A 22,875-nucleotide genomic window follows, 5' to 3' on the forward strand; every position below is an offset into this window, starting at 1 on the left:
CGGTCCGTTCCGGTGGGAACCACACAGAATTGATGGTACGAGTGAGAAGCTCGTGACTAGAGTGGCGATATTGAATCGTGAGGTTTTTGCGACCCTGCGCGTTACGTGCGATTCGAATCACTGCAAACCACTTTTTACGTGCTCGAACCCCGGCCCGCCCGGCTCGCCGGATGGGGTAGCCGCGCGGGGTCCGATACCCTAAGCAACCGATGACCGCTCGTTTTGACCTCCTCGTCGTCGGTTCCGGTTTCTTCGGCCTCACCATCGCCGAGCGCGTGGCCAGCCAACTCGGGAAGCGCGTGCTCGTCGTGGAGCGCCGCCCGCACATTGGCGGCAACGCCTACTCGGAAGCCGAGCCGCAGACGGGGATCGAGGTCCACAAGTACGGCGCACACCTGTTCCACACCTCCAACAAGAGGGTCTGGGACTACGTGCGCCAGTTCACCGACTTCACCAACTATCAGCACCGCGTGTACGCGATGCACAACGGGCAGGCCTACCAATTCCCCATGGGTCTGGGCCTGGTCTCGCAATTCTTCGGCAAATACTTCACCCCCGACCAGGCCCGGCAGCTGATCGCGGAGCAGGCCGCCGAGATCGACACCGCCGACGCGCAGAACCTCGAGGAAAAGGCCATCTCGCTGATCGGCCGACCGCTCTACGAGGCGTTCGTCAAGGGTTACACCGCCAAGCAATGGCAGACCGATCCGCGGGAACTGCCCGCGGCGAACATCACCCGGCTGCCGGTGCGCTACACCTTCGACAACCGCTACTTCAACGACACCTACGAGGGCCTGCCAGTCCACGGGTACACGGCGTGGCTGCAGAACATGGCCGCCGACGAGCGCATCGAGGTTCGGCTGAACACCGACTGGTTCGACGTCCGCGACCGGCTTCGCGCCGAGAACCCCGACGCCCCGGTGGTCTACACCGGGCCGCTGGACCGCTACTTCGACTACGCCGAAGGCCGGCTCGGCTGGCGCACCCTGGACTTCGAGCTGGAGGTGCTGCCCACCGGGGACTTCCAGGGCACCCCGGTGATGAACTACAACGACCTCGACGTGCCCTACACCCGTATCCACGAATTCCGGCACTTCCACGTCGAACGCGACTATCCGACCGACAAGACGGTGATCATGCGGGAGTACTCCCGCTTCGCCGCGGACGATGACGAGCCGTACTACCCGATCAACACCGAGGCCGACCGCATCCTGCTGGCCGCCTACCGGGCCCGGGCGAAGTCCGAATCCACCTCTGACAAGGTGCTTTTCGGTGGCCGCCTGGGTACCTATCAATACCTGGACATGCACATGGCGATTGCCAGCGCACTGAGCATGTACGACAACACCCTGGCGCCGCACCTGCGGGACGGCGCATCGTTGACCCAGGACGACAACGCCGAGAGCAAACAGGACGGTGCGCGCTGATGCGCGCCCACCACGATGCACCGCGACGCATGATGAGGAGTGGCGCCCAATGACTGCCGTGAGCTTGCTGTCTCGTATCATCTTGCCCCGGCCGGGTGAACCGCTCGACGTCCGAAAGCTCTATCTGGAGGAGTCGACCACCAACGCGCGGCGCGCGCACGCGACCAGCCGTACCTCGCTGGAGATCGGCAAGGAATCCGAGGTGTCGTTCGCCACCTACTTCAACGCCTTCCCGGCCAGTTACTGGCGACGCTGGTCGATCTGCACGTCGGTGGTGTTGCGGGTCGAGCTGACCGGAACCGGGCGCGTGGACGTGTACCGCACGAAAGCCACCGGGGTGCGGATTTCCGTGCAAGGCCGCCAGTTCGTCGGCACCGACGAACAACCCGCCGTCGTCGAGATCGAGGTGGGGCTCAAGCCCTTCGAGGACGGCGGCTGGATCTGGTTCGACATCACCACCGACACCGAGGTCACCCTGCGCAGCGGCGGGTGGTATGCGACCGAGCCCGCCCCCGGCACGGCCAAGGTCGCCGTCGGCATCCCCACCTTCAACCGCCCCGCGGACTGTGTCAACGCACTGGCCGATCTCACCGCAGATCCCTTGGTGGACGCGGTAATCGGTGCGGTCATCGTGCCGGATCAGGGGGTCCGGAAGGTGCGCGACCACCCCGACTTCCCGGCCGCGGCCGCGGGCCTGGGCACCCGGCTGTCCATTCACGACCAGCCCAACCTCGGTGGCTCCGGCGGCTACAGCCGGGTGATGTACGAGGCGCTGAAAAACACTGACTGCGAACAGATTCTGTTCATGGACGACGACATCCGCATCGAGCCGGACTCGATCCTGCGGGTGCTGGCCCTGAGCCGCTTCGCCAAAACGCCGATGCTGATCGGCGGCCAGATGCTCAATCTGCAGGAGCCCTCGCACCTGCACATCATGGGCGAGGTGGTGGACCAGTCGAACTTCATGTGGACCGCCGCGCCGCACGCCGAATACGACCACAACTTCGCCGAATTCCCGTTGGGGGACAAGAACGAACGCAGCGCGCTGCTGCACCGGCGCATCGACGTCGACTTCAACGGTTGGTGGACATGCATGATCCCGCGGCAGGTCGCCGAGGAACTCGGCCAGCCGCTGCCCTTGTTCATCAAATGGGACGACGCCGAATACGGTCTGCGCGCCGGCGAACACGGCTACCCAACCGTCACCCTGCCCGGTGCGGCGATCTGGCACATGGCCTGGAGCGACAAGGACGACGCGATCGACTGGCAGGCCTACTACCACCTGCGCAACCGGCTGGTGGTCGCGGCGTTGCACTGGGACGGCGACATCACCGGACTGGTCCGCAGCCACCTCAAAGCAACGCTGAAACACCTTGCCTGCCTTGAGTATTCGACTGTGGCGATCCAGAATCGCGCCATCGACGACTTCCTGGCCGGACCGGAGCACATCTTCTCGATCTTGGAATCGGCGCTGCCGGAAGTGCATCGGCTGCGCAAGGAATACCCGGACGCCGTCGTGCTGCCCGCGGCCAGTGAGCTGCCGCCACCGCGGGACAAGACCAAGGCGATGAAGCCGCCGGTCAACCCGGTGTCGATCGGCTACCGGCTGGCCCGGGGAATCCTGCACAACCTCAAGGCCGCCGACCCGGAAAGCCACCGGCGTCCGCAGTACAACGTGCCGACCCAGGACGCGCGCTGGTTCCGGCTGTGCACCGTCGACGGCGTCACCGTCACCACCGCCGACGGATGCGGCGTGGTGTACCGGCAGCGCGATCGACGCAAGATGTTCACCTTGCTGCTGCAGTCGCTGCGCCGGCAGCGTCAGCTGTTGCGCCGGTTCGATGAGATGCGCCGGGTCTACCGCGGTGCGCTGCCGGTGCTGTCCAGCAAGCAGAAGTGGGAGACGGCGTTGCTGCCCGCGACACAGCATGGCTGAACCCGCGGTCGAGGCGCCCACCGGCGAGGTGGCCGCGATGGTCGCCGTGCAATCGGCACTGGCCGGCCGCCCCGGGGCGCTGGCCGTCGCCCGCGCCATGTCGCACTTCGGCGAGCACAGCCTCGGCTGGCTCGTCCTCGCGGCGTTCGGTGCGCTCGTGGTACCCGCGCGCCGCCGCGACTGGCTGGTCGCCGGGACGGGCGCGTTCACCGCGCACGCGAGTGCGGTGCTGATCAAGCGGGTGGTGCGCCGCAAGCGCCCGCATCACCCCGCCGTCCAGGTCAACGTCGGCACCCCCAGCCAGCTGAGTTTCCCGTCCGCGCACGCCACCTCGACCACGGCCGCGGCGGTGCTGATGGGACGGGCCGCCGGGCTGCCGCGGGGACTGAGCGCGGCGGTGCTGGTGCCGCCCATGGCGCTGTCGCGGATACTGCTGGGCGTGCACTATCCCAGCGATGTCGCTTTCGGCGTGGCGCTCGGCGCCACCGTCGCACGCCTTGCACTCTGGCTCGATAGGAAGTCGAGATAGGTGTGTCGGAGATGAGCGAAGACGTGGTGACCGGACGGCCACCGGCGAACCTGATCACCGGAGTGATCAAGGCGATGCGCCCGCGCCAGTGGGTCAAGAACGTGTTGGTGGTGGCGGCCCCGGTGGCCGCGGCCGGGCGCGGCGGCCGCTACGACTACGCCGAGGTAGCGACAAAGGTGGGCGTGGCGTTCGTCGTGTTCAGCCTGGCGGCCTCGGCGATCTACCTGATCAACGACGTCCGCGACGTGGAGGCCGACCGCGAGCATCCGACCAAGCGGTTCCGGCCGATCGCGGCCGGTGTGGTGCCCGAGTGGCTCGCCTACCTGCTGGCGGCGGTGCTGGGCATCGCCTCGCTGGCCATCTCCTGGTGGCTCACCCCCAACCTCGCTGTGGTGATGGCCGTCTACATCGCGATGCAACTGGGCTACTGCTTCGGGCTGAAACACCAAGCGGTGATGGACATTTGCATCGTGTCGTCGGCGTATTTGCTGCGGGCCATCGCCGGAGGCGCGGCCACCGACATTCCGCTTTCCCGGTGGTTCCTGCTGACCGCGGCGTTCGCGTCGCTGTTCATGGTGGCCGGCAAACGCTATGCCGAGTTGCAGCTGGCCGAGCGCACCGGCGCGGCCATCCGCAAGTCGCTGGAGAGCTACACCAGCACGTATCTGCGGTTCGTCTGGACGTTGTCGGCGACCGCGGTGGTGATGTGCTACGGCCTGTGGGCTTTCGAGCGGGACCGCTACTCGGGTTCCTGGTTCGCGGTGTCGATGGTCCCCTTCACGATCGCGATCCTGCGCTATGCCGTCGACGTCGACGGCGGACTGGCCGGCGAGCCCGAAGACATCGCACTGCGTGACCGGGTGTTACAGCTGCTGTTCCTGGCGTGGATCGCAACGGTTGGTGCCGCGGTTGCCTTCGGCTAGTCCCGGCCTGGAGGCCATCAAGCGTGAGGTGATGCGCCGCCGGGCCGGGGGCAGGCGGCGTGGTCGGTCGCCGTTCCCGTACGACACCGTGGTGCGGGCCAGCCTGTGGATTAGCGTGGCGGTGGTCGCGGTGCTGTTCGGGTGGGGTGCCTGGCAGCGGCGCTGGATTGCCGACGACGGACTGATCGTGCTGCGCACGGTGCGCAACCTGCTGGCCGGCAATGGCCCGGTGTTCAACCAGGGCGAGCGGGTGGAGGCGAACACCTCGACCGCCTGGACCTACCTGATGTACGCCGGCGGCTGGGTCGGCGGACCGCTGCGGCTGGAGTACGTCGCGCTGACGTTGGCGCTGGTGCTGTCGGTGACCGGAATCGTGCTGCTGATGCTGGGCACGGGCCGGCTCTACGCCCCCAGCCTGCGGGGCCGCCGCGCGATCATGCTGCCCGCCGGGGCGCTGGTCTACATCGCGCTGCCGCCGGCGCGTGACTTCGCCACCTCCGGCCTGGAAAACGGCCTGACGCTGGCGTATTTGGGGTTGCTGTGGTGGATGCTGGTCTGCTGGTCCCAGCCGGTGCGCAACCGTCCCGACAGCGAGCTGTTCCTCGGGACGCTGGCCTTCGTCGCGGGATTCAGTGTGCTGGTCCGTCCCGAGCTGGCGCTGATGGGCGGACTGGCGCTGATCATGATGCTGACAGCGGCCCGAAGGTGGCGACGCCGGGTGCTGATCGTGGTGGCCGGCGGGCTGCTGCCGGTGGCGTACCAGATTTTCCGGATGGGCTACTACGGGCTGCTGGTGCCCGGCACCGCGCTGGCCAAGGACGCCGCAGGTGACAAGTGGTCGCAGGGCATGATTTATCTGTCCAATTTCGTCCACCCCTACGCGGTGTGGCTGCCGGTGCTGCTGCTGGTGCCGCTGGGGGTGATGGTGATGGCCGCGCGACGCCGGCCGTCGTTTCTGCGCCCGATGCTGGCGCCCAATTACGGCCGGCTGGCCCGCCGCGTGCAGAGCCCGCCGGCGGTGGTCGGCTTCGTCCTGGTCAGTGGGCTGCTGCAGGCGTTGTACTGGACCCGGCAGGGCGGCGATTTCATGCATGCGCGAGTGCTGTTGGCGCCCCTGTTTTGTTTGCTGGCACCCGTCGCCGTGGTGCCGGTACTGATTCCCGACGGACAGGATTACTCCCGCGAGACGGGGTACTGGCTGGCCGGCGCCGCCGGCCTGCTGTGGGTAGGTCTGGCGGGCTGGTCGCTGTGGGCAGCAAACTCACCGGGGATGGGCTACGACGCCACCCACGTCACCTACACCGGCATCGTCGACGAGCGGCGGTTCTACGCCCAGGCGACCGGGCACGCCCACCCGCTGACCGCGGAGGACTACCTGGATTACCCGCGCATGGCCGCCGTGCTGACCGCGCTGGATAACACGCCGGAGGGAGCGCTGCTGCTGCCGTCCGGCAATTACACGCAGTGGGACCTGGTGCCCATGCTGCAAGCGCCACCCGGCCAGCCTCCGCAAAAGCCCCAGCACGCAGTGTTTTTCACGAATTTGGGGATGCTGGGCATGAACGTCGGGCTCGACGTGCGGGTGATCGATCAGATCGGGTTGGCCAACCCGCTTGCCCAGCACACTCAGCGCCTGACGCACGGGCGGATCGGGCACGACAAGAACCTCTTCCCCGACTGGGTGATCGCCGACGGGCCCTGGGTGAAGCTGTACCCGGGTGTTCCGGGCTATCTGGACGTCAATTGGGTCGCTCAGGCGGTGGCTGCCCTGCAGTGCCCGGAGACCAAGGCCGTGCTGGCCTCGGTGCGCGCGCCGATGACGGTGCATCGGTTCGTCTCAAACTTCTTGCACTCCTTCGAATTCACCGCCTATCGGATCGACCGGGTACCCCGCTACGAACTCGCTCGGTGCGGTCTTCCGGTGCCACCGGAGATTCCCCCGCCGCCCCGGGAGTGATATTGCGGGGATAAATCTCACAGATCACGAACCAATCTCGATTCTGCTGATGCCACACACTGACAGCAAATTCACATCTGCGGGACGACCAGCGTGCGAACACCGCCCGGCACATGGGCAAACGTCCGTTTCTTGTGCGGCGTCCGTCGGTAAAAGCCGACGAAAACAGCGCCGGGAGCCGGTTTGCGGAGTCTCCTCGATGCGAGCCCCGCCGGTTGGTGTGGTTCACTACTTCAGTACTGCCGCGCCCTTTGCGCATGCAGTCCGAACCAATCGACGACGCGCCCTGCTGAAGGACGCGCCGAAAAGATGAGGAAGCAAGGATGACGCTTGTTGACAGGTTTCGCGCCGCCGTGGCACGGATGCCACGCCGACTCGTGGTGGGTGCCGCAGGTGCGGCTCTGCTGTCGGGTCTGATCGGCGTCGTGGGGGGCTCGGCAACAGCCGGGGCGTTCTCTCGCCCCGGTCTGCCGGTGGAGTACCTGCAGGTTCCGTCGGCGGCCATGGGCCGTGACATCAAGGTCCAATTCCAAAGCGGTGGCGCCAACTCGCCGGCGCTGTACCTGCTCGACGGCATGCGCGCGCAGGACGACTTCAACGGCTGGGACATCAACACCCCGGCGTTCGAGTGGTACAACCAGTCGGGCATCTCGGTGGTCATGCCCGTCGGGGGCCAGTCGAGCTTCTACTCCGACTGGTACAAGCCCGCCTGCGGCAAGGCCGGCTGCACCACCTACAAGTGGGAGACCTTCCTGACCAGCGAGCTGCCGCAGTACCTGTCGGCGCAGAAGCAGGTCAAGCCGACCGGCAGCGCGGCCGTCGGTCTGTCGATGGCGGGCTCGTCGGCGCTGATCCTGGCCGCCTACCACCCCGAGCAGTTCCCGTACGCCGGCTCGCTGTCGGCGCTGCTGGACCCGTCGCAGGGGATGGGGCCGTCACTGATCGGCCTGGCCATGGGTGACGCCGGTGGCTACAAGGCCGCCGACATGTGGGGTCCGTCGAGCGACCCGGCATGGCAGCGCAACGACCCGTCGCTGCAGGTCGGCAAGCTGGTCGCGAACAACACCCGGATCTGGGTGTACTGCGGCAACGGCAAGCCGTCGGACCTCGGTGGCGACAACCTGCCCGCCAAGTTCCTCGAGGGCTTCGTGCGGACCAGCAACCTGAAGTTCCAGGACGCCTACAACCAGGCCGGTGGCCACAACGCGGTGTGGAACTTCGACGCCAACGGCACGCACGACTGGCCGTACTGGGGCGCGCAGCTGCACGCCATGCTGCCCGACCTGCAGTCGGCGCTAGGCGCGACGCCGGGTGCGGGGCCGGCCACCGCGGCCGCCGCTGGTTCCACCACCCAGGGCACCTAAACACAGCACGACCGAGCGGCGGGAACCCTTGCGGGTTCCCGCCGCTTCGTCGTTTGCGGGGGTGTGACGTGTTTCACTACCCTGCGGGTCGGCCGTACTTCGGCGCTGGTTACTGTGCAAACACAGCGACTACACGATGGAGGGTGGACATGACGGTCGTGCGGGGTGTGCCAGCGGTTCTCCGGGTGCTCTGCGTGGCGGTGCTGGCGGCCGGGCTGGCCTTGGCGCTACAGCCGGCCGGACTCGTCGGCAAAGCCAGGGCGGCAGGCTACGAAAGCCTGATGGTGCCATCGGCGGCCATGGGTCGCGATATCCCGGTGGCGTTCTTGGGCGGCGGACCGCACGCGGTGTACCTGCTGGACGCTTTCAACGCGGCGCCCGATGTCAGCAACTGGGTGACCGCCGGCAACGCGATGAACACGCTGGCCGGTAAGGGCATCTCGGTGGTGGCCCCCGCGGGCGGCGCGTGGAGCATGTACACCAACTGGGAGCAGGACGGCAGCAAGCAGTGGGATACCTTCCTGTCCAGCGAGCTACCCGACTGGCTGGCCGCCAACAAGGGCCTGGCCCCCGGTGGTCACGGCGCAGTCGGCGCCTCGCAGGGCGGGTACGGCGCGCTGGCGCTGGCGGCGTTCCACCCCGACCGCTTCGGTTTCGCCGGCTCGCTGTCCGGGTTCGTCTACCCCTCGAGCACCAACTACAACGGCGCGATCCTGGCCGGCCTGCAGCAGTTCGGCGGTATCGACGGCAATGGCATGTGGGGAGCACCGCAGCTGGGCCGCTGGAAATGGCACGACCCCTACGTGCATGCCGCACTGCTGGCGCAGAACAACACCCGGGTGTGGATCTACAGCCCGACAACCCAGGCCGGTGACGATGCCGCCATGATCGGGCAGGCGGGGGCCGCGATGGGCAGTTCGCGAGAGTTCTACCAGCAGTACCGCAGCGTCGGCGGCCACAATGGGCACTTCGACTTCCCGGCCGGCGGCGACAACGGCTGGGGCTCGTGGTCGGGCCAGCTGGGTGCCATGTCCGGCGACATCGTGGGTGCCATCCGCTAACCCCGAGACCGGTTTGCCAGCACGGACGGCGCTCCGCGCCGAGCCGGTACCGTGTATTGGAAGCAGCAGAGGGCCCGCCGGCCGCTTGACCGTATTCGAGCTGCGACCACCGACTCTGCTAGCAGGAGAACATGGCCACGAACTCCCGGCGCAATAAGCGCCGCCGCATCCTCGCCTGGGCCGCCGCGCTCAGCATGGCCGGAGTCGTCCTGTTGGTCATCGTTGCGGTGGTGACCATGCTGCGCAGCTCCGAAACCCCACCGAGCGCGGTCCCGCCGGGCGTGCTGCCGCCGTCGTCCACCAGCACTCACCCGCACAAGCCGCGGCCCGCGTCGCAGGATGCGTCGTGCCCGGACGTCGAAATGATGGTCATTCCCGGCACCTGGGAGTCGTCCCCGCAGGACGACCCGCTGAACCCGGTGCAGTTCCCGAACGCGTTGCTGCACAAGGTCACCGGGGCGATCGCCCAGCAGTTCCCATCGTCGCGGGTGCTGACCTACACCGTCCCGTATACGGCGCAATTCCGTAATCCGTTGAGCGGTGACACCCAGATGTCCTACAACGAGAGCCGGGCCGAGGGCACCCGCGCGGCGGTCCAGGCCCTGACCGACATGACCAACAAGTGCCCGCTGACCAGCTACGTGTTGATGGGGTTTTCCCAGGGCGCGGTGATCGCCGGCGATATCGCCAGCGACATCGGTAACGGCCGCGGCCCGGTCGACGACGACCTGGTGCTCGGCGTGACGCTGATCGCCGACGGCAGGCGCCAGCAGGGCGTCGGCAACGACATCGGGCCCAACCCGCCCGGCGAGGGTGCCGAGGTCACGCTACACGAGGTCCCGGTGCTGTCCGGACTGGGGCTGACCATGACCGGGGCGCGGCCGGGCGGTTTCGGCGACCTGAACAGCAAAACCAACGAGATTTGCGCGCCGGGCGATCTGATCTGCGCCGCCCCGAACGAGGCGTTCAGCATCGCGAAGCTGCCGAATACACTCAACACCCTGGCCGGCGGTGCGGGACAGCCGATCCACGCCATGTACGCCACGACGCAGTTCTGGAATCTGGACGGCGCCGCGGCGACGGATTGGACGCTGAATTGGGCGCGTAACCTCATCGAAAACGCGCCACACCCCAAGCACGGATGACTGGTCGGGGACACAGCGGTCAGGTGGCCGGTACCGGCGGCAATCGGCGGTACCTTGAGATTTGGTCTGCCGCGCGCCGCCACCTAACATTAAGAGAAAACTAAGAGCTATTAGAGTTTGGTGGATTTCCTACGACGGGTCGTAGCTCGCACGGACCGGCGCACAGTGCGCCCCGGACGAGGCTGCGGAGCTGGCCCGCGCAGACAGACGGTCGGCGAAGCCGACACCAGAACCGCCGGAGCTGCTGACCGGCGAGCGTGAAGGAGAGAGCGGCATGGCGTACCACAACCCGTTCATTGTGAACGGACGAATCAAGTTCCCGGACAATACGAACCTGGTTCGGCATGTGGAGAAGTGGGCGAAGGTCCGCGGCGACCGGCTGGCGTACCGGTTCGTGGACTTTTCCACCGAGCGCGACGGGGTGTACCGCGACATCGTCTGGCGCGATTTCAGCGCCCGCAACCGCGCCGTCGGGGCCCGCCTGCAGCAGGTTACCCAGCCCGGCGACCGAATCGCCATCCTGTGCCCGCAGAACCTGCACTACCTGATCGCCTTCTTCGGCGCGCTCTACGCCGGCCGCATCGCGGTGCCGCTGTTCGACCCCAGCGAGCCCGGCCACGTCGGTCGCCTGCACGCCGTGCTCGACGACTGCCACCCCTCGACCATCCTGACCACTACCGAGGCCGCCGAGGGCGTCCGCAAGTTCATCCGTGCCCGGGCGGCCAGGGAACGGCCACGCGTCATCGCCGTAGACGCGGTGCCCGACGAGGTCGCCGCCACCTGGGTCGAGCCCGAGGCGACCGAGGAGACCATCGCCTACCTGCAATACACCTCCGGTTCCACCCGCACCCCCACCGGCGTGCAGATCACCCACCTCAACCTGCCCACCAACGTGCTGCAGGTGCTGGTCGGCCTGGAGGGCAAGGAAGGTGACCGCGGCCTGTCCTGGCTGCCGTTCTTCCACGACATGGGCCTGATCACCGCGTTGCTGTCACCGGTGCTCGGGCACAACTTCACCTTCATGACGCCGGCCGCGTTCGTACGCCGCCCCGGCCGCTGGATCCGCGAGATGGCGCGCAAGCCCGACGACGCCCCGGACTGCGAGGTCTTCACCGTCGCTCCGAACTTCGCGTTCGAGCACGCCGCCGTCCGCGGCGTCCCGAAGGACGGCGAACCGCCGCTGGACCTGAGCAACGTCAAGGCGATCCTCAACGGCAGCGAGCCGGTGTCGCCGGCGTCGATGCGCAAGTTCTACGACGCCTTCGCGCCGTACGGTCTGCGCGACACGGCGATCAAGCCGTCCTACGGCCTGGCCGAGGCGACGCTGTTCGTCTCCACCACGCCGATGGACGAGGAGCCGACCATCATCCACGTCGACCGCGACGAGCTGAACAACCAGCGCTTCGTCCAGGTGCCCGCGGATTCGCCGAAGGCGGTCGCGCAGGTGTCCGCCGGTGTCGTCGGCGTCGACGAGTGGGCGGTCATCGTCGACCCGGACACCGCCACCGAGTTGCCCGACGGCCAGATCGGCGAGATCTGGCTGCACGGCAAGAACCTCGGCACCGGCTACTGGGGCAAGGAGCAAGAGACCAACCACACCTTCCGCAACATCCTCAAGTCGCGTATCTCCGAGTCGCACGCCGAGGGCGCGGCCGACGACGGGTTATGGGTGCGCACCGGCGACTACGGCACCTACTTCGAGGGCCACCTCTATATCGCGGGCCGGATCAAGGACCTGGTCATCATCGACGGCCGCAACCACTACCCACAGGACCTCGAGTACACCGCCCAGGAGGCCAGCAAGGCGCTGCGCACCGGATACGTGGCCGCGTTCTCGGTGCCGGCCAACCAGCTGCCGCAAGCGGTGTTCGACAATCCGCACACCGGGCTCACGTTCGACCCCGACGACACCTCCGAGCAGTTGGTGATCGTCGCCGAGCGCGCCGCGGGCACCCACAAGCTCGAGTACCAGCCCATTGCCGACGAGATTCGCGCGGCCATCGCCGTGCGCCATGGCGTCACCGTTCGTGACTTACTGCTGGTTCAGTCGGGGTCGATTCCCCGGACGTCCAGCGGCAAGATCGGCCACCGCGCCTGCCGTGCCGCCTACCTTGACGGCAGCCTGCGCAGCGGCGTGGGATCCCCGACCGCCTTTGCCAACGCAACAGACTGAATCCAGGAATCATGGCTGACACAGAATCTGACCTGCCAGACCCCGCCGATAACACCGCCGACAACACCGCTGAAGACGCCGTCCCCGGCGGCCAGGTGCCTGCCAAGAAGACGGACATGACCGTCGCCGAGATGCGGGCGTGGCTGCGTAACTGGGTGGGCCGGGCCGTCGGCCAGTCGCCCGACGCGATCGACGAGTCCGTTCCCATGGTCGAGCTGGGCCTCTCGTCGCGCGACGCCGTGGCCATGGCCGCCGACATCGAAGACCTGACCGGCGTGACGCTATCGGTTGCCGTGGCGTTCCAGCACCCGACCATCGAGTCGCTGGCAACCCGCATCATCGAGGGCGAACCCGAACGCCCCGACTGGGATTCCGGCGACCTCGACGGCGTCGACTGGACCCGCACCGGCCCGGCCGAGCGCGTCGACATCGCGATCGTCGGGCTGTCCACCCGGCTGCCCGGCGACATGAACAGCCCGGACGAAACCTGGCAGGCGCTGATGGAGGGCCGCGACGCCATCACCGACCTGCCCGAGGGCCGCTGGTCGGAATTCCTCGAGGAGCCGCGCATCGCCCAGCTGGTCGCCAAGGCCCGCACCCGCGGCGGCTACCTGAAAGACGTCAAGGGCTTCGACTCGGAGTTCTTCGCGATCGCCAAGACCGAGGCCGACAACATCGACCCGCAGCAGCGGCTGGCGCTCGAGCTGACCTGGGAGGCCCTCGAGCACGCCCGCATCCCCGCGTCGAGCCTGCGTGGTGAGGCCGTCGGCGTGTACGTCGGATTCTCCAACCACGACTATCAGTTCCTGGCGGTGGCCGACCCGACCGTCGCGCACCCCTACGCCATCACCGGCACCGCGAACTCGATCATCGCCAACCGGGTGTCCTACTTCTACGACTTCCGTGGCCCCTCGGTGGCGCTGGACACCGCGTGCTCGAGCTCGTTGGTGGCGACGCACCAGGCGGTGCAGGCGCTGCGCAACGGCGAATGCGACGTGGCCCTGGCCGGCGGCGTCAACGCGCTCCTCACCCCGCTGGCGACGTTGGGCTTCGACGAGATCGGTGCCGTGCTCGCGCCGGACGGCCGGATCAAGTCGTTCTCCAAGGACGCCGACGGCTATACCCGCTCCGAGGGCGGCGGCATGTTCGTGCTCAAACGGGTCGCCGACGCCCGCCGCGACGGCGACCAGATCCTGGCCGTCATCGCCGGCAGCGCGGTCAACCACGACGGCCGCTCCAACGGTCTGATCGCCCCCAACCAGGACGCTCAGGCCGAGGTGCTGCGCCGGGCCTATAAGGACGCCGGGATCGATCCGCGCAACGTCGACTACGTCGAGGCGCACGGCACCGGAACCGTTCTCGGTGACCCGATCGAGGCCGAGGCGCTGGGCCGCGTCGTGGGCCGCGGCCGGCCCGCCGACCGGCCGGTGCTGCTGGGAGCGGTGAAAACCAATGTGGGCCACCTGGAGTCGGCCGCCGGCGCGGCCAGCCTGGCCAAGGTGGTGCTGTCCCTGCAGCACGACAAGCTGCCGCCGTCGCTCAACTTCTCCGGGCCCAGCCCCTACATCGATTTTGACGGCATGCACCTGAAAGTCGTTGACACCGCCACCGATTGGCCTCGTTACGGCGGCTACGCCCTGGCCGGCGTGTCGAGCTTCGGCTTCGGTGGCGCCAACGCGCACCTGGTGGTGCGCGAGGTGTTGCCCAGCGACGTCGTCGAGCGCGAGCCCAAGCCGGCGCCGGAGGCCCAGCCGTCCGCGCAAGCCGAGCAGACCCAAGCGCCCGCGTCCGAGACCCACTCGCTGCGGTTCGACGATTTCGGCAACATCATCACCGACGATTTCGCCGTCGACGATTTCGAACCCGAGCTGCCCGGTCTCACCGAAGAGGCGCTGAGCCTCAAGGCGGCCGCCTTGGAAGAGCTTGCGGCACAGCAGGAAGCGGAGCCGACCAAGCCACTGATCCCGCTCGCCGTGTCGGCGTTCTTGACCTCGCGCAAGAAGGCCGCCGCCGCCGAGCTGGCGGATTGGATGGAAACCCCGGAGGGCCAGGCGTCGTCGCTGGAGGCGATCGGGCGGTCGCTGTCGCGGCGCAACCACGGCCGGTCCCGCTCGGTGGTGTTGGCCCACGACCACGCGGAGGCCATCAAGGGTCTGCGCGCGGTGGCCGAGGGCAAGCAGCGGCCCGGAGTGTTCAGCGTCGACGGGCCGGTGGCCAACGGCCCGGTGTGGGTGCTCGCCGGATTCGGTGCGCAGCACCGCAAGATGGGCAAGAACCTGTATCTGCGCAACGAGGTTTTCGCCAAGTGGATCGAGAAGGTCGACGCCCTGGTCCAGGACGAGCTGGGCTACTCGGTGCTCGAGCTGATCCTCGACGACTCCCAGGACTACGGCATCGAGACCACGCAGGTCACCATCTTCGCGATCCAGATCGCGCTGGGTGAGCTGCTCAAGCATCACGGCGCCAAACCCGCTGCGGTGGTGGGTCAGTCGCTCGGCGAGGCCGCGTCGGCCTACTTCGCCGGCGGCCTGTCGCTGCGCGACGCCACCCGGGCGATCTGCTCGCGTTCGCACCTGATGGGTGAGGGCGAGGCGATGCTGTTCGGCGAATACATCCGGCTGATGGCGTTGGTGGAGTATTCCGCCGACGAGATCAAGACGGTGTTCTCCGACTTCCCCGATCTCGAGGTGTGCGTTTACGCGGCGCCCACCCAGACCGTCATCGGCGGCCCGCCCGAGCAGGTGGACGCAATCATCGCCCGCGCCGAGTCGGAGGGCAAATTTGCCCGCAAGTTCCAGACCAAGGGCGCCAGCCACACCTCGCAGATGGACCCGCTGCTGGGCGAGCTGAGCGCCGAACTGCAGGGGATCAAACCGATGAGCCCCACCGCCGGCATCTTCTCGACGGTGCACGAGGGCACCTACATCAAGCCGGGCAGCGAGCCGATCCACAACGTGGAGTACTGGAAGAAGGGCTTGCGCCACAGCGTGTACTTCACCCACGGGATCCGCAACGCCGTGGACAGCGGGCACACCACCTTCGTGGAGCTGGCGCCCAACCCGGTAGCGCTGATGCAGGTGGGGCTGACCACCGCCGCGGCGGGATTGCATGACGCGCAACTGATCCCGACGCTGGCGCGCAAGCAGGACGAGGTCGAGTCGATGATCTCGGCGATGGCCCAGCTCTATGTCTACGGTCACGACCTGGACATCTGGACGTTGTTCAGCCGCGCTTCTGGGCCGGCAGGCCCAGAAGACTTTGCGAACATCCCGCCGACCCGCTTCAAGCGCAAGGAACACTGGCTCGACGCCCACTTCACCGGCGACGGTTCGGTTGTCATGCCGGGCGCCCACGTCGCGTTGCCGGACGGCCGGCACGTCTGGGAGTTCGCGCCGCGTGGTGCCGAGGTCGACCTGGCGGCGCTGGTGCGAGCCGCTGCGGAGCAGGTGATTCCGGACGCCCAGTTGACCGCCGCCGAGCAGCGCGCGGTACCCGGCGAGGGTGCCCGGTTGGTGACGACGCTGACCCGGCATCCGGGCGGCGCCGCCATTCAGGTGCATGCGCGCATCGACGAGTCGTTCACGTTGGTGTACGACGCGCTGGTGGCCCGGGCGGGTCAAACCGTCGGCGCACTGCCCACGGCGGTGGGCGCCGGCTCGGCGATCGCGCCAACGCCCGCAACGGGATTGGCAGAAACGCCAGCCGCCGCGCCGGCCGAGGACCAGGCCGAGGACGCCGAAATCCTGTCGGACAGCCTGACCAACCGGTACATGCCGAGCGGCTTCACCAAATGGTCGCCGGAGTCCGGGGAGACCATTGCCGAGCGGCTCGGCGCGATCGTGTCGGCCGCCATGGGATACGAGCCCGAGGACCTGCCCTGGGAGGTTCCGCTGATCGAGCTGGGCCTGGACTCGCTGATGGCGGTGCGGATCAAGAACCGGGTGGAGTACGACTTCGACTTGCCGCCAATCCAATTGGCGGCGGTGCGAGACGCCAACCTCTACAACGTCGAGAAGCTGATCGAGTACGCGATCGAGCACCGCGACGAGGTGGAGCAGCTGCACGAGTATCAGAAGACGCAGACGGCCGAGGAGATCGCCCGCGCGCAGGCCGAAATGCTCAGTGGCGCAACGCCGTCGTCGGTGGTGCCTGCACCGGACCCGCAGGCCGAGCCGCAGACCCAGCCATCGGCCCCGGCCTCGGATACGCCGATTCCACCGCCGCCGACGGATCCGTCCGGTCCGGCGGGCAGCGGTTCGGTTAACGGTTCAGTCAATGGTGCGCAGTCGAACCTGACCCCGGATTTGGGCAAGGCGTCCGCGGCACTCAGCCAGGAGACCGTCGCGCAGGCGCTCAACTCCGACGTACCGCCGCGCGACGCCGCCGAACGGGTCACCTTCGCCACCTGGGCGATCGTGACGGGCAAGTCGCCGGGCGGCATCTTCAACCTGCTGCCCAAGCTGGACGAGGACACCGCCGCCAAGATGGCGCAACGGCTTTCCGAACGCGCGGAGGGGCCGATCACGGCCGAGGACGTGCTCACCTCGGAGAACATCCAGGCGCTGGCCGAGAAGGTGCGCCAATACCTGGAGGCCGGGACGGTCGACGGGTTCGTGCGCACGCTGCGGGCCCGCCCTGAGGACGATCCCACCAAGGTGCCGGTGTTCGTGTTCCATCCGGCCGGCGGCTCGACGGTGGTGTACGAGCCGCTGCTCAATCGGCTGCCGGCGGACACGCCGATGTACGGCTTTGAACGGGTCGAGGGCACCATCGAAGAGCGTGCGGCGCAATACGTTCCGAAGCTGATCGAGATGCAGGGCGACGGGCCCTACATCCTGGCCGGCTGGTCGCTGGGCGGGGTGCTGGCCTACGCGTGCGCGATCGGCCTCAAGCGGCTCGGCAAGGACGTTGCGTGGGTCGGCCTGATCGACGCGGTCCGCGCCGGCGAGGAGGTGCCGCAGACCAAGGAGGAGGTCCGCAAACGCTGGGACCGCTACGCCCGGTTCGCCGAGAAGACCTTCCAGGTCACCATCCCGGCGATCCCCTACGAGCAACTCGAGGAGCTCGACGACGAGGGCCAGATCCGGTTCGTGCTGGAGGCCGTCAAACAGAGCGGGGTGCAGATCCCGGCCGGCATCATCGAGCACCAACGCACGTCGTATTTGGACAACCGGGCGATAGACACCGCCGAGATTCAGCCATACGACGGGCACGTCACGCTCTACATGGCCGATCGCTACCATGACGACGCGATCATGTTCGAGCCGCGCTACGCCGTGCGCAAACCGGACGGCGGTTGGGGTGAGTACGTGTCCGACCTCGAGGTCGTCCCGATCGGTGGGGAACACATCCAGGCCATCGACGAGCCGATCATCGCCAAGGTCGGCGCGCACATGACCCAGGCGTTGAACGAGATCGTGCACCGCCGCACAAGTGAGGTAGGCAAGTAGTGACGGATGTAGCGCCTGGACCGGCTCCTGTCGTCCACACCACGGCCGAAAAGCTGGCCGAGCTCAACGCTCGACTCGAGCTGGCCAAGGAGCCCGGCGGCGAGAAAGCCGCCGCCAAGCGCGACGCCAAGGGCATCCCGAGTGCCCGCGCCCGCATCCACGCGCTGGTCGACCCGGGCACCTTCTTGGAGGTCGGCGCGCTGGCCAAGACGCCGAACGACCCCAACGCGCTCTACGGGGACGGGTGCGTCACCGGCCACGCCATGATCGACGGCCGGCCGGTCGGGGTGTTCTCCCACGACCAGACCGTGTTCCAGGGCACCGTCGGGGAGATGTTCGGGCGCAAGGTGGCCCGGCTGATGGAGTGGTGCGCCATGGTCGGCTGCCCGATCATCGGCATCCAGGACTCCGGCGGCGCTCGCATTCAGGACGCGGTCACGTCGTTGGCCTGGTACGCCGAGCTGGGCCGCCGCCACGAAGCGCTGTCCGGGGTGGTGCCGCAGATTTCCCTGATCTTCGGGAAATGCGCTGGGGGAGCGGTGTATTCGCCGATCCAGGACGATCTCCTGGTCGCGGTGCGCGACCAGGGCTACTTCTTCGTCACCGGGCCCGACGTGATCAAAGAAGTCACCGGCGAGGAGATCACGCTCGACGAGCTGGGCGGCGCCGACATCCAGGCCCGGCACGGCAACATCCATCACGTCGTCGACACCGAGGCCGAGGCGTTCCAGTACGTCCGTGACTTTCTGTCGTTCCTGCCGTCCAACGTGTTCGACCAACCGCCGATCGTCAACCCCGGGCTGGAGCCGGAGGTCACGCCGACCGATCTGGAACTCGACACAATCATCCCGGACAACGACAACGCCGCCTACGACATGCACGAGATCCTGCTGCGGATCTTCGACGACGGCGACTTCCTCGACGTCGCCGCGCAGCAGGGGCCGGCCATCATCACCGGTTTCGCCCGGGTCGACGGTCATCCGGTCGGCGTGATCGCCAACCAGCCCATGCACCTGGCGGGCTCGATCGACAACGAGGCATCCGACAAGGCCACCCGGTTCATCCGGTTCTGCGACATCTTCGAGCTTCCGCTGATCTTCGTCGTCGACACGCCCGGGTTCCTGCCGGGGGCCGAGCAGGAGCGCAACGGCATCATCAAGCGTGGCGGCCGGTTCCTGTCCGCCGTCGTGGAGGCCGACGTGCCGAAGGTGACGATCACCGTCCGCAAGTCCTATGGCGGTGCCTACGCCGTGATGGGATCGCGCCAGCTGACCGCCGACTTCAACTTCGCCTGGCCCACCGCGCGCATCGCGGTGATCGGCGCCGAGGGGGCGGCCCAGCTGCTGATGAAGCGGTTCCCCGATCCGACGACGCCCGAGGCGCAGCAGATCAAGAAGGACTTCATCGAGGGCTACAACCTCAACATGGCGATCCCGTGGACGGCCGCCGAACGCGGCTTCATCGATGCCGTCATCGATCCGCACCAGACCCGGCTGCTGATACGCAAGTCGCTACATCTGTTGCGCGACAAGCAGATTTGGTTCCGCGTCGGCCGCAAGCACAGCCTGCTGCCGCTCTAGCCGAAAACCCAGCCGCGGCCGCTACTTGCGCAGGGTGAACTGGTTGAGATCGGTGTAGCCCTTGCGGAACAGGTTCGCGCAGCCGGTGAGGTACTTCATGTACATCTCGTAGACCTCTTCGGACTGGATCGCGATGGCCGCGTCCTTTTGTGCTGACAGGTTAGCGGCCCAGACGTCCAGCGTCTTGGCGTAATGCCGCTGCAGCGATTGGCGTCGCTTCAGCTTGAAGCCGGCCTTCTGTGAGAACTCCTTGACCATGTCGATGGTCGGCAGGTACCCGCCGGGGAAGATCTCGGTCTTCATGAAGTCGCTGAACTCGACGATCGCCGGTGTCAGCGGCAAGCCGGACGCGATGATTTCCTTTTCCGACAGGACGGTGATGGTGTGCAGTAAGAACGTGCCGCCGGCGGGCAACAGTTCGTACGCCCGCTCGAAGAACGCGGTGTAGCGGTCGTAGCCGACATGCTCGAGCGGCCCGATTGCCACGATGCGGTCGACCGGCTCGTGAAACCGCTCCCAGCCCTCGAGCAGCACCCGCTTGGAGCGCGGGCTGTCCAGTTCGTCGAGCATCTTCTGGGCGTGGGTGGCTTGGTTCTTCGACAGCGTCAAGCCGATGACGTTGACGTCGTAGCGTTCGATGGCCCGCTTCATGGCGGCTCCCCAGCCGCAGCCCAGGTCCAGCAGTGTCATGCCGGGCCGCAAGTCGAGCTTGCCGAGCGACAGGTCGATCTTGGCGATCTGCGCCTGTTCCAGCGTCATGTCCTCACCGCCGAGCCAGTACGCGCAGGTGTACATCTGGGTGCGGTCGAGAAACAAGCGGAAGAAGTCGTCCGAGAGGTCGTAGTGCGCCTGCACGTCTTCGAAATGCGGCGTCAGCTCCTCAGCCATATGCATCACCTTAAGACGAACACGATTGCGGCGCGCCCCGCAGGGCGCCGGCGTCCGTGACTATCGGTGTTGTAGTCGCAGCGCCCCGTTCGCCAGCTCGTCGAAGCGCTGCAGCGCCTCGTCGGTGTCGGCGTCGATGCCGCGCAACGGTCCGGGATCGGCGAGGTAGCGGCGTGCAAACAGGGCGGCCACCAACGCTTTGCGTGCGCCGGCACAGGTTTGTCGCTCCCAGGCGGCCTGCTCGATCAGCAGGGCGCCCGCGTACACGTCGCCCATGAACTGGGCCAGCGGGAACAGCCGCGCCTCGGCCACCGCGCCGTCGAGCTTCGTCCAGGCGGTGATCGCGGCGTCGAGGTCCTCGATGCGGCGGGCGACCAGCGCGGTGGTCTCCCCACCGTCCCCGCCGTCGTCGGCCACCGACACGGCGTCGCGCATGCGCGCCAGCAGCGGCTCGTGCGCTCGGGTCTGTTCGATGCCGCGGCGCACGTCCAGGCACAGGATGTTGTCGGGGCCCTCCCAGATCGTGTTGACCTGTGCGTCGCGCAGAATCCTTGCCACCGGCCAGGTTTCGATGTAACCGTTGCCGCCGTGGATCTCGATCGCGTCCGAGGCGGCGGTGATGCCCAATCGACACACCTTGAGCTTGGTGACGGGCACGGCGATGCGCTGCCGCAGGCCTTTAGGCTGGCGATGATTGACGGCGCCGGTGCCGTCGAACACCATGGCCTGGGCGGCTTCGACGTCGACGATCAGCTCGGCGAGCTTGCGGCGCATCAGCGGCTTGTCAATCAGCGCGCTGCCGAACGCTTCCCGTTGCCGCGCGTAACACAGCGATTCGACCAGGGCGCGGCGCGCGTTCGCCAGGCCGAACAACGCGATGCCCAGGCGGGCGGCGTTGGTCAACTCCATCATCCGGCCCAGCCCCTTGCCGTCGGAGGGGCCCGCGTCGCGGCTCGGTTCCCCGGATAGCAGGAACGCCTCGGCGTCGACGAACTCGACCTCGCCGGAGGCGACCGAGCGGGTGCCGAGCTTGTCCTTCAACCGCCGCACACGCACCCCGTTGCGGGAGCCGTCGCGACGGGTGCGCAACACCAGGAAGTTGGCGACGCCTCGCGAATTATCCGGGGCGCCTTCGGGTTTGGCCAGCACGACGAAGGCCTGGCCCGCGCAATTGGAGGCAAACCATTTGAATCCGTTCAACACCCAGGCGTCGCCGCTGCGGCGAGCCGTCGTCTCCAGCGCGCCGAGGTCGGAGCCGCCGGTGCGTTCGGTCAACAGTTGCGCGGTCTCGCCCGCCCACTCACCGGAGGCGAACTTGCCCAGCACGTACTCGGCCACGTCGGCCGGCGCATACGCCGACACCAGCGACTGGACCATGCCGCCGCCGGTGCCCAGCGCGCAGCCCATCCCGATGTCTGCCTGATTGAGCAGATAGTTGGACGCGAACAAGGCCAGCCCGGAGCTCACTTTGGCCGCGCGCGCGTCGGCGCGCAGCGCCTGTTGTGCGTCCAGCACCGCGCGTTTGGCCCGGGTGAACGACTCCGGCATGACGACCTGGCTGATGTCGTGTCCCCACCGGTCATAGCGCTCCAGCCGCGGCGGGTTGCGGTCGGTCTCCTCGGCCCAGCGCGCCACCCGCCCACCCATCAGCTCGCCGACGTTCTCTAAATGTGGTTCCAGGACCGATAATTCGTCGGGCTGCAGGTAGTACGCCATGATGAATTGCAGGGTGGGATCGGTGCGATACCAGTTGAGCCCGACGGCGCCGCGGTAGTGGTCCGTTTGATAGCGCCGCGACTTCTCCGGTGTCGAGAAGGGCAGCCGGTCCACGGCCTCGAGGTCATAGCGCGGGTCGTCGCTCATGTCGCGACGGTATAACAGCCGGGGCGCCGGGTGAAGGTGCGGCGCGGCTTACACCGGTGCGACGAACTCCGACGTGTAGTACTCGGCCGGGGTCTGGGAGTTGGGGTTCGGGCGCTGGATGATCACCCAGACGCCGGTCGTGCGCGGCCGCAGGGTGTCCGACACGGTCACCGTACCGTTGCCGGCGCCGTCGGTGTCCAGGCCGGTGAAGGCGGTGCCGGGCGCACCGGGACCGCAGTTGCCCGCGGCCGGCCGGGGCGTCTGGATCAGGCCGACGTCGAAATGCGTGCCCGGTTGCGGGGAGTCGGACAGATGCACTTCCGCGACCGCCTGCCCGCCGAGCTTGCGGACGATGACCGATCCGGTGCCCAGCGCGTTCTGCGGCACCATGGGCACGGTGCTGATCAGGCTGAAATCGCAGCGACGCAGCTTGGCGTCCAGGACGACGATCGTTCCGTTCTCCGCTGCGGCGGTGGCGATCCCCCCCGTTGTAACCGGGCACAGCGCCGCGGTGAAAGCCGCCCCGACCGCGCCCAGTCGTTTCCAAGTCGCCATCGGACCCCCAACCTCCCCGCCGTG

General features: G+C 67.6%; 14 protein-coding genes. 11 read left to right on the forward strand and 3 right to left on the reverse strand.

The window, feature by feature from the left end:
* The first annotated feature begins 209 nt into the window (after positions 1-209).
* The 11 genes from glf to AWC25_RS14005 all read left to right on the forward strand — a co-directional run bounded on the left by glf (position 210) and on the right by AWC25_RS14005 (position 19,545).
* Positions 210-1,427: a UDP-galactopyranose mutase gene (glf, locus tag AWC25_RS13955; protein WP_085166956.1), complete on the forward strand. Its 1,218-nt coding sequence runs from the start codon at positions 210-212 to the stop codon at positions 1,425-1,427.
* Between the two features lie 49 nt (positions 1,428-1,476).
* Positions 1,477-3,363, forward strand: a complete 1,887-nt coding sequence (locus tag AWC25_RS13960) for a glycosyltransferase (protein WP_069402455.1) — start codon at positions 1,477-1,479, stop codon at positions 3,361-3,363.
* Positions 3,356-3,892, forward strand: coding sequence for a phosphatase PAP2 family protein (locus AWC25_RS13965; RefSeq protein ID WP_069402454.1), 537 nt, complete (start codon positions 3,356-3,358; stop codon positions 3,890-3,892). Before AWC25_RS13960 ends, AWC25_RS13965 begins: the two co-directional genes overlap by 8 nt.
* 11 nt (positions 3,893-3,903) lie before the next feature.
* Positions 3,904-4,815, forward strand: coding sequence for a decaprenyl-phosphate phosphoribosyltransferase (locus AWC25_RS13970; protein ID WP_069402470.1), 912 nt, complete (start codon positions 3,904-3,906; stop codon positions 4,813-4,815).
* A complete protein-coding gene (aftB, locus tag AWC25_RS13975) occupies positions 4,802-6,772 on the forward strand; it encodes a terminal beta-(1->2)-arabinofuranosyltransferase (protein WP_269749149.1) in 1,971 nt (656 codons plus the stop codon). The genes AWC25_RS13970 and aftB overlap by 14 nt, the downstream gene beginning before the upstream one ends.
* 323 nt (positions 6,773-7,095) lie before the next feature.
* On the forward strand, positions 7,096-8,136 hold the full coding sequence (gene ag85A, locus AWC25_RS13980; RefSeq protein WP_069402452.1) for a diacylglycerol acyltransferase/mycolyltransferase Ag85A: 1,041 nt from the start codon (positions 7,096-7,098) through the stop codon (positions 8,134-8,136).
* A gap of 149 nt (positions 8,137-8,285) precedes the next feature.
* A complete protein-coding gene (locus tag AWC25_RS13985; RefSeq protein WP_276048679.1) occupies positions 8,286-9,197 on the forward strand; it encodes an esterase family protein in 912 nt (303 codons plus the stop codon).
* A 131-nt stretch (positions 9,198-9,328) separates the two neighbouring features.
* On the forward strand, positions 9,329-10,342 hold the full coding sequence (gene culp6 / locus AWC25_RS13990) for a carboxylesterase Culp6 (protein WP_085166957.1): 1,014 nt from the start codon (positions 9,329-9,331) through the stop codon (positions 10,340-10,342).
* Positions 10,343-10,616: 274 nt separating this feature from the next.
* A complete protein-coding gene (gene fadD32, locus AWC25_RS13995) occupies positions 10,617-12,515 on the forward strand; it encodes a long-chain-fatty-acid--AMP ligase FadD32 (RefSeq protein WP_069402450.1) in 1,899 nt (632 codons plus the stop codon).
* A gap of 116 nt (positions 12,516-12,631) precedes the next feature.
* The gene (pks13, locus tag AWC25_RS14000; protein WP_244899520.1) at positions 12,632-17,965 is read left to right on the forward strand and encodes a polyketide synthase Pks13; all 5,334 of its coding nucleotides are present in this window, start codon (positions 12,632-12,634) and stop codon (positions 17,963-17,965) included.
* Positions 17,965-19,545: an acyl-CoA carboxylase subunit beta gene (locus AWC25_RS14005; protein ID WP_069402449.1), complete on the forward strand. Its 1,581-nt coding sequence runs from the start codon at positions 17,965-17,967 to the stop codon at positions 19,543-19,545. The genes pks13 and AWC25_RS14005 overlap by 1 nt, the downstream gene beginning before the upstream one ends.
* 21 nt (positions 19,546-19,566) lie before the next feature.
* Here the strand turns inward: AWC25_RS14005 and AWC25_RS14010 are convergent, their stop codons facing one another.
* From AWC25_RS14010 to AWC25_RS14020, 3 genes are read right to left on the reverse strand one after another with little or no spacing between them, the layout of a single operon-like run.
* Complete coding sequence (locus AWC25_RS14010; protein ID WP_069402448.1) at positions 19,567-20,433, reverse strand: cyclopropane mycolic acid synthase family methyltransferase; 867 nt, start codon at positions 20,431-20,433, stop codon at positions 19,567-19,569.
* Between the two features lie 60 nt (positions 20,434-20,493).
* A complete protein-coding gene (locus AWC25_RS14015; RefSeq protein ID WP_085166959.1) occupies positions 20,494-22,296 on the reverse strand; it encodes an acyl-CoA dehydrogenase family protein in 1,803 nt (600 codons plus the stop codon).
* Positions 22,297-22,344: 48 nt separating this feature from the next.
* Positions 22,345-22,851 carry a hypothetical protein gene (locus tag AWC25_RS14020; RefSeq protein ID WP_069402446.1) on the reverse strand — a complete coding sequence of 169 codons (507 nt, stop codon included), beginning with the start codon at positions 22,849-22,851 and terminating at the stop codon, positions 22,345-22,347.
* Positions 22,852-22,875 lie beyond the last annotated feature (24 nt).

Source organism: Mycobacterium sherrisii (assembly GCF_002102355.1).
GTDB classification, from domain to species: domain Bacteria; phylum Actinomycetota; class Actinomycetes; order Mycobacteriales; family Mycobacteriaceae; genus Mycobacterium; species Mycobacterium sherrisii.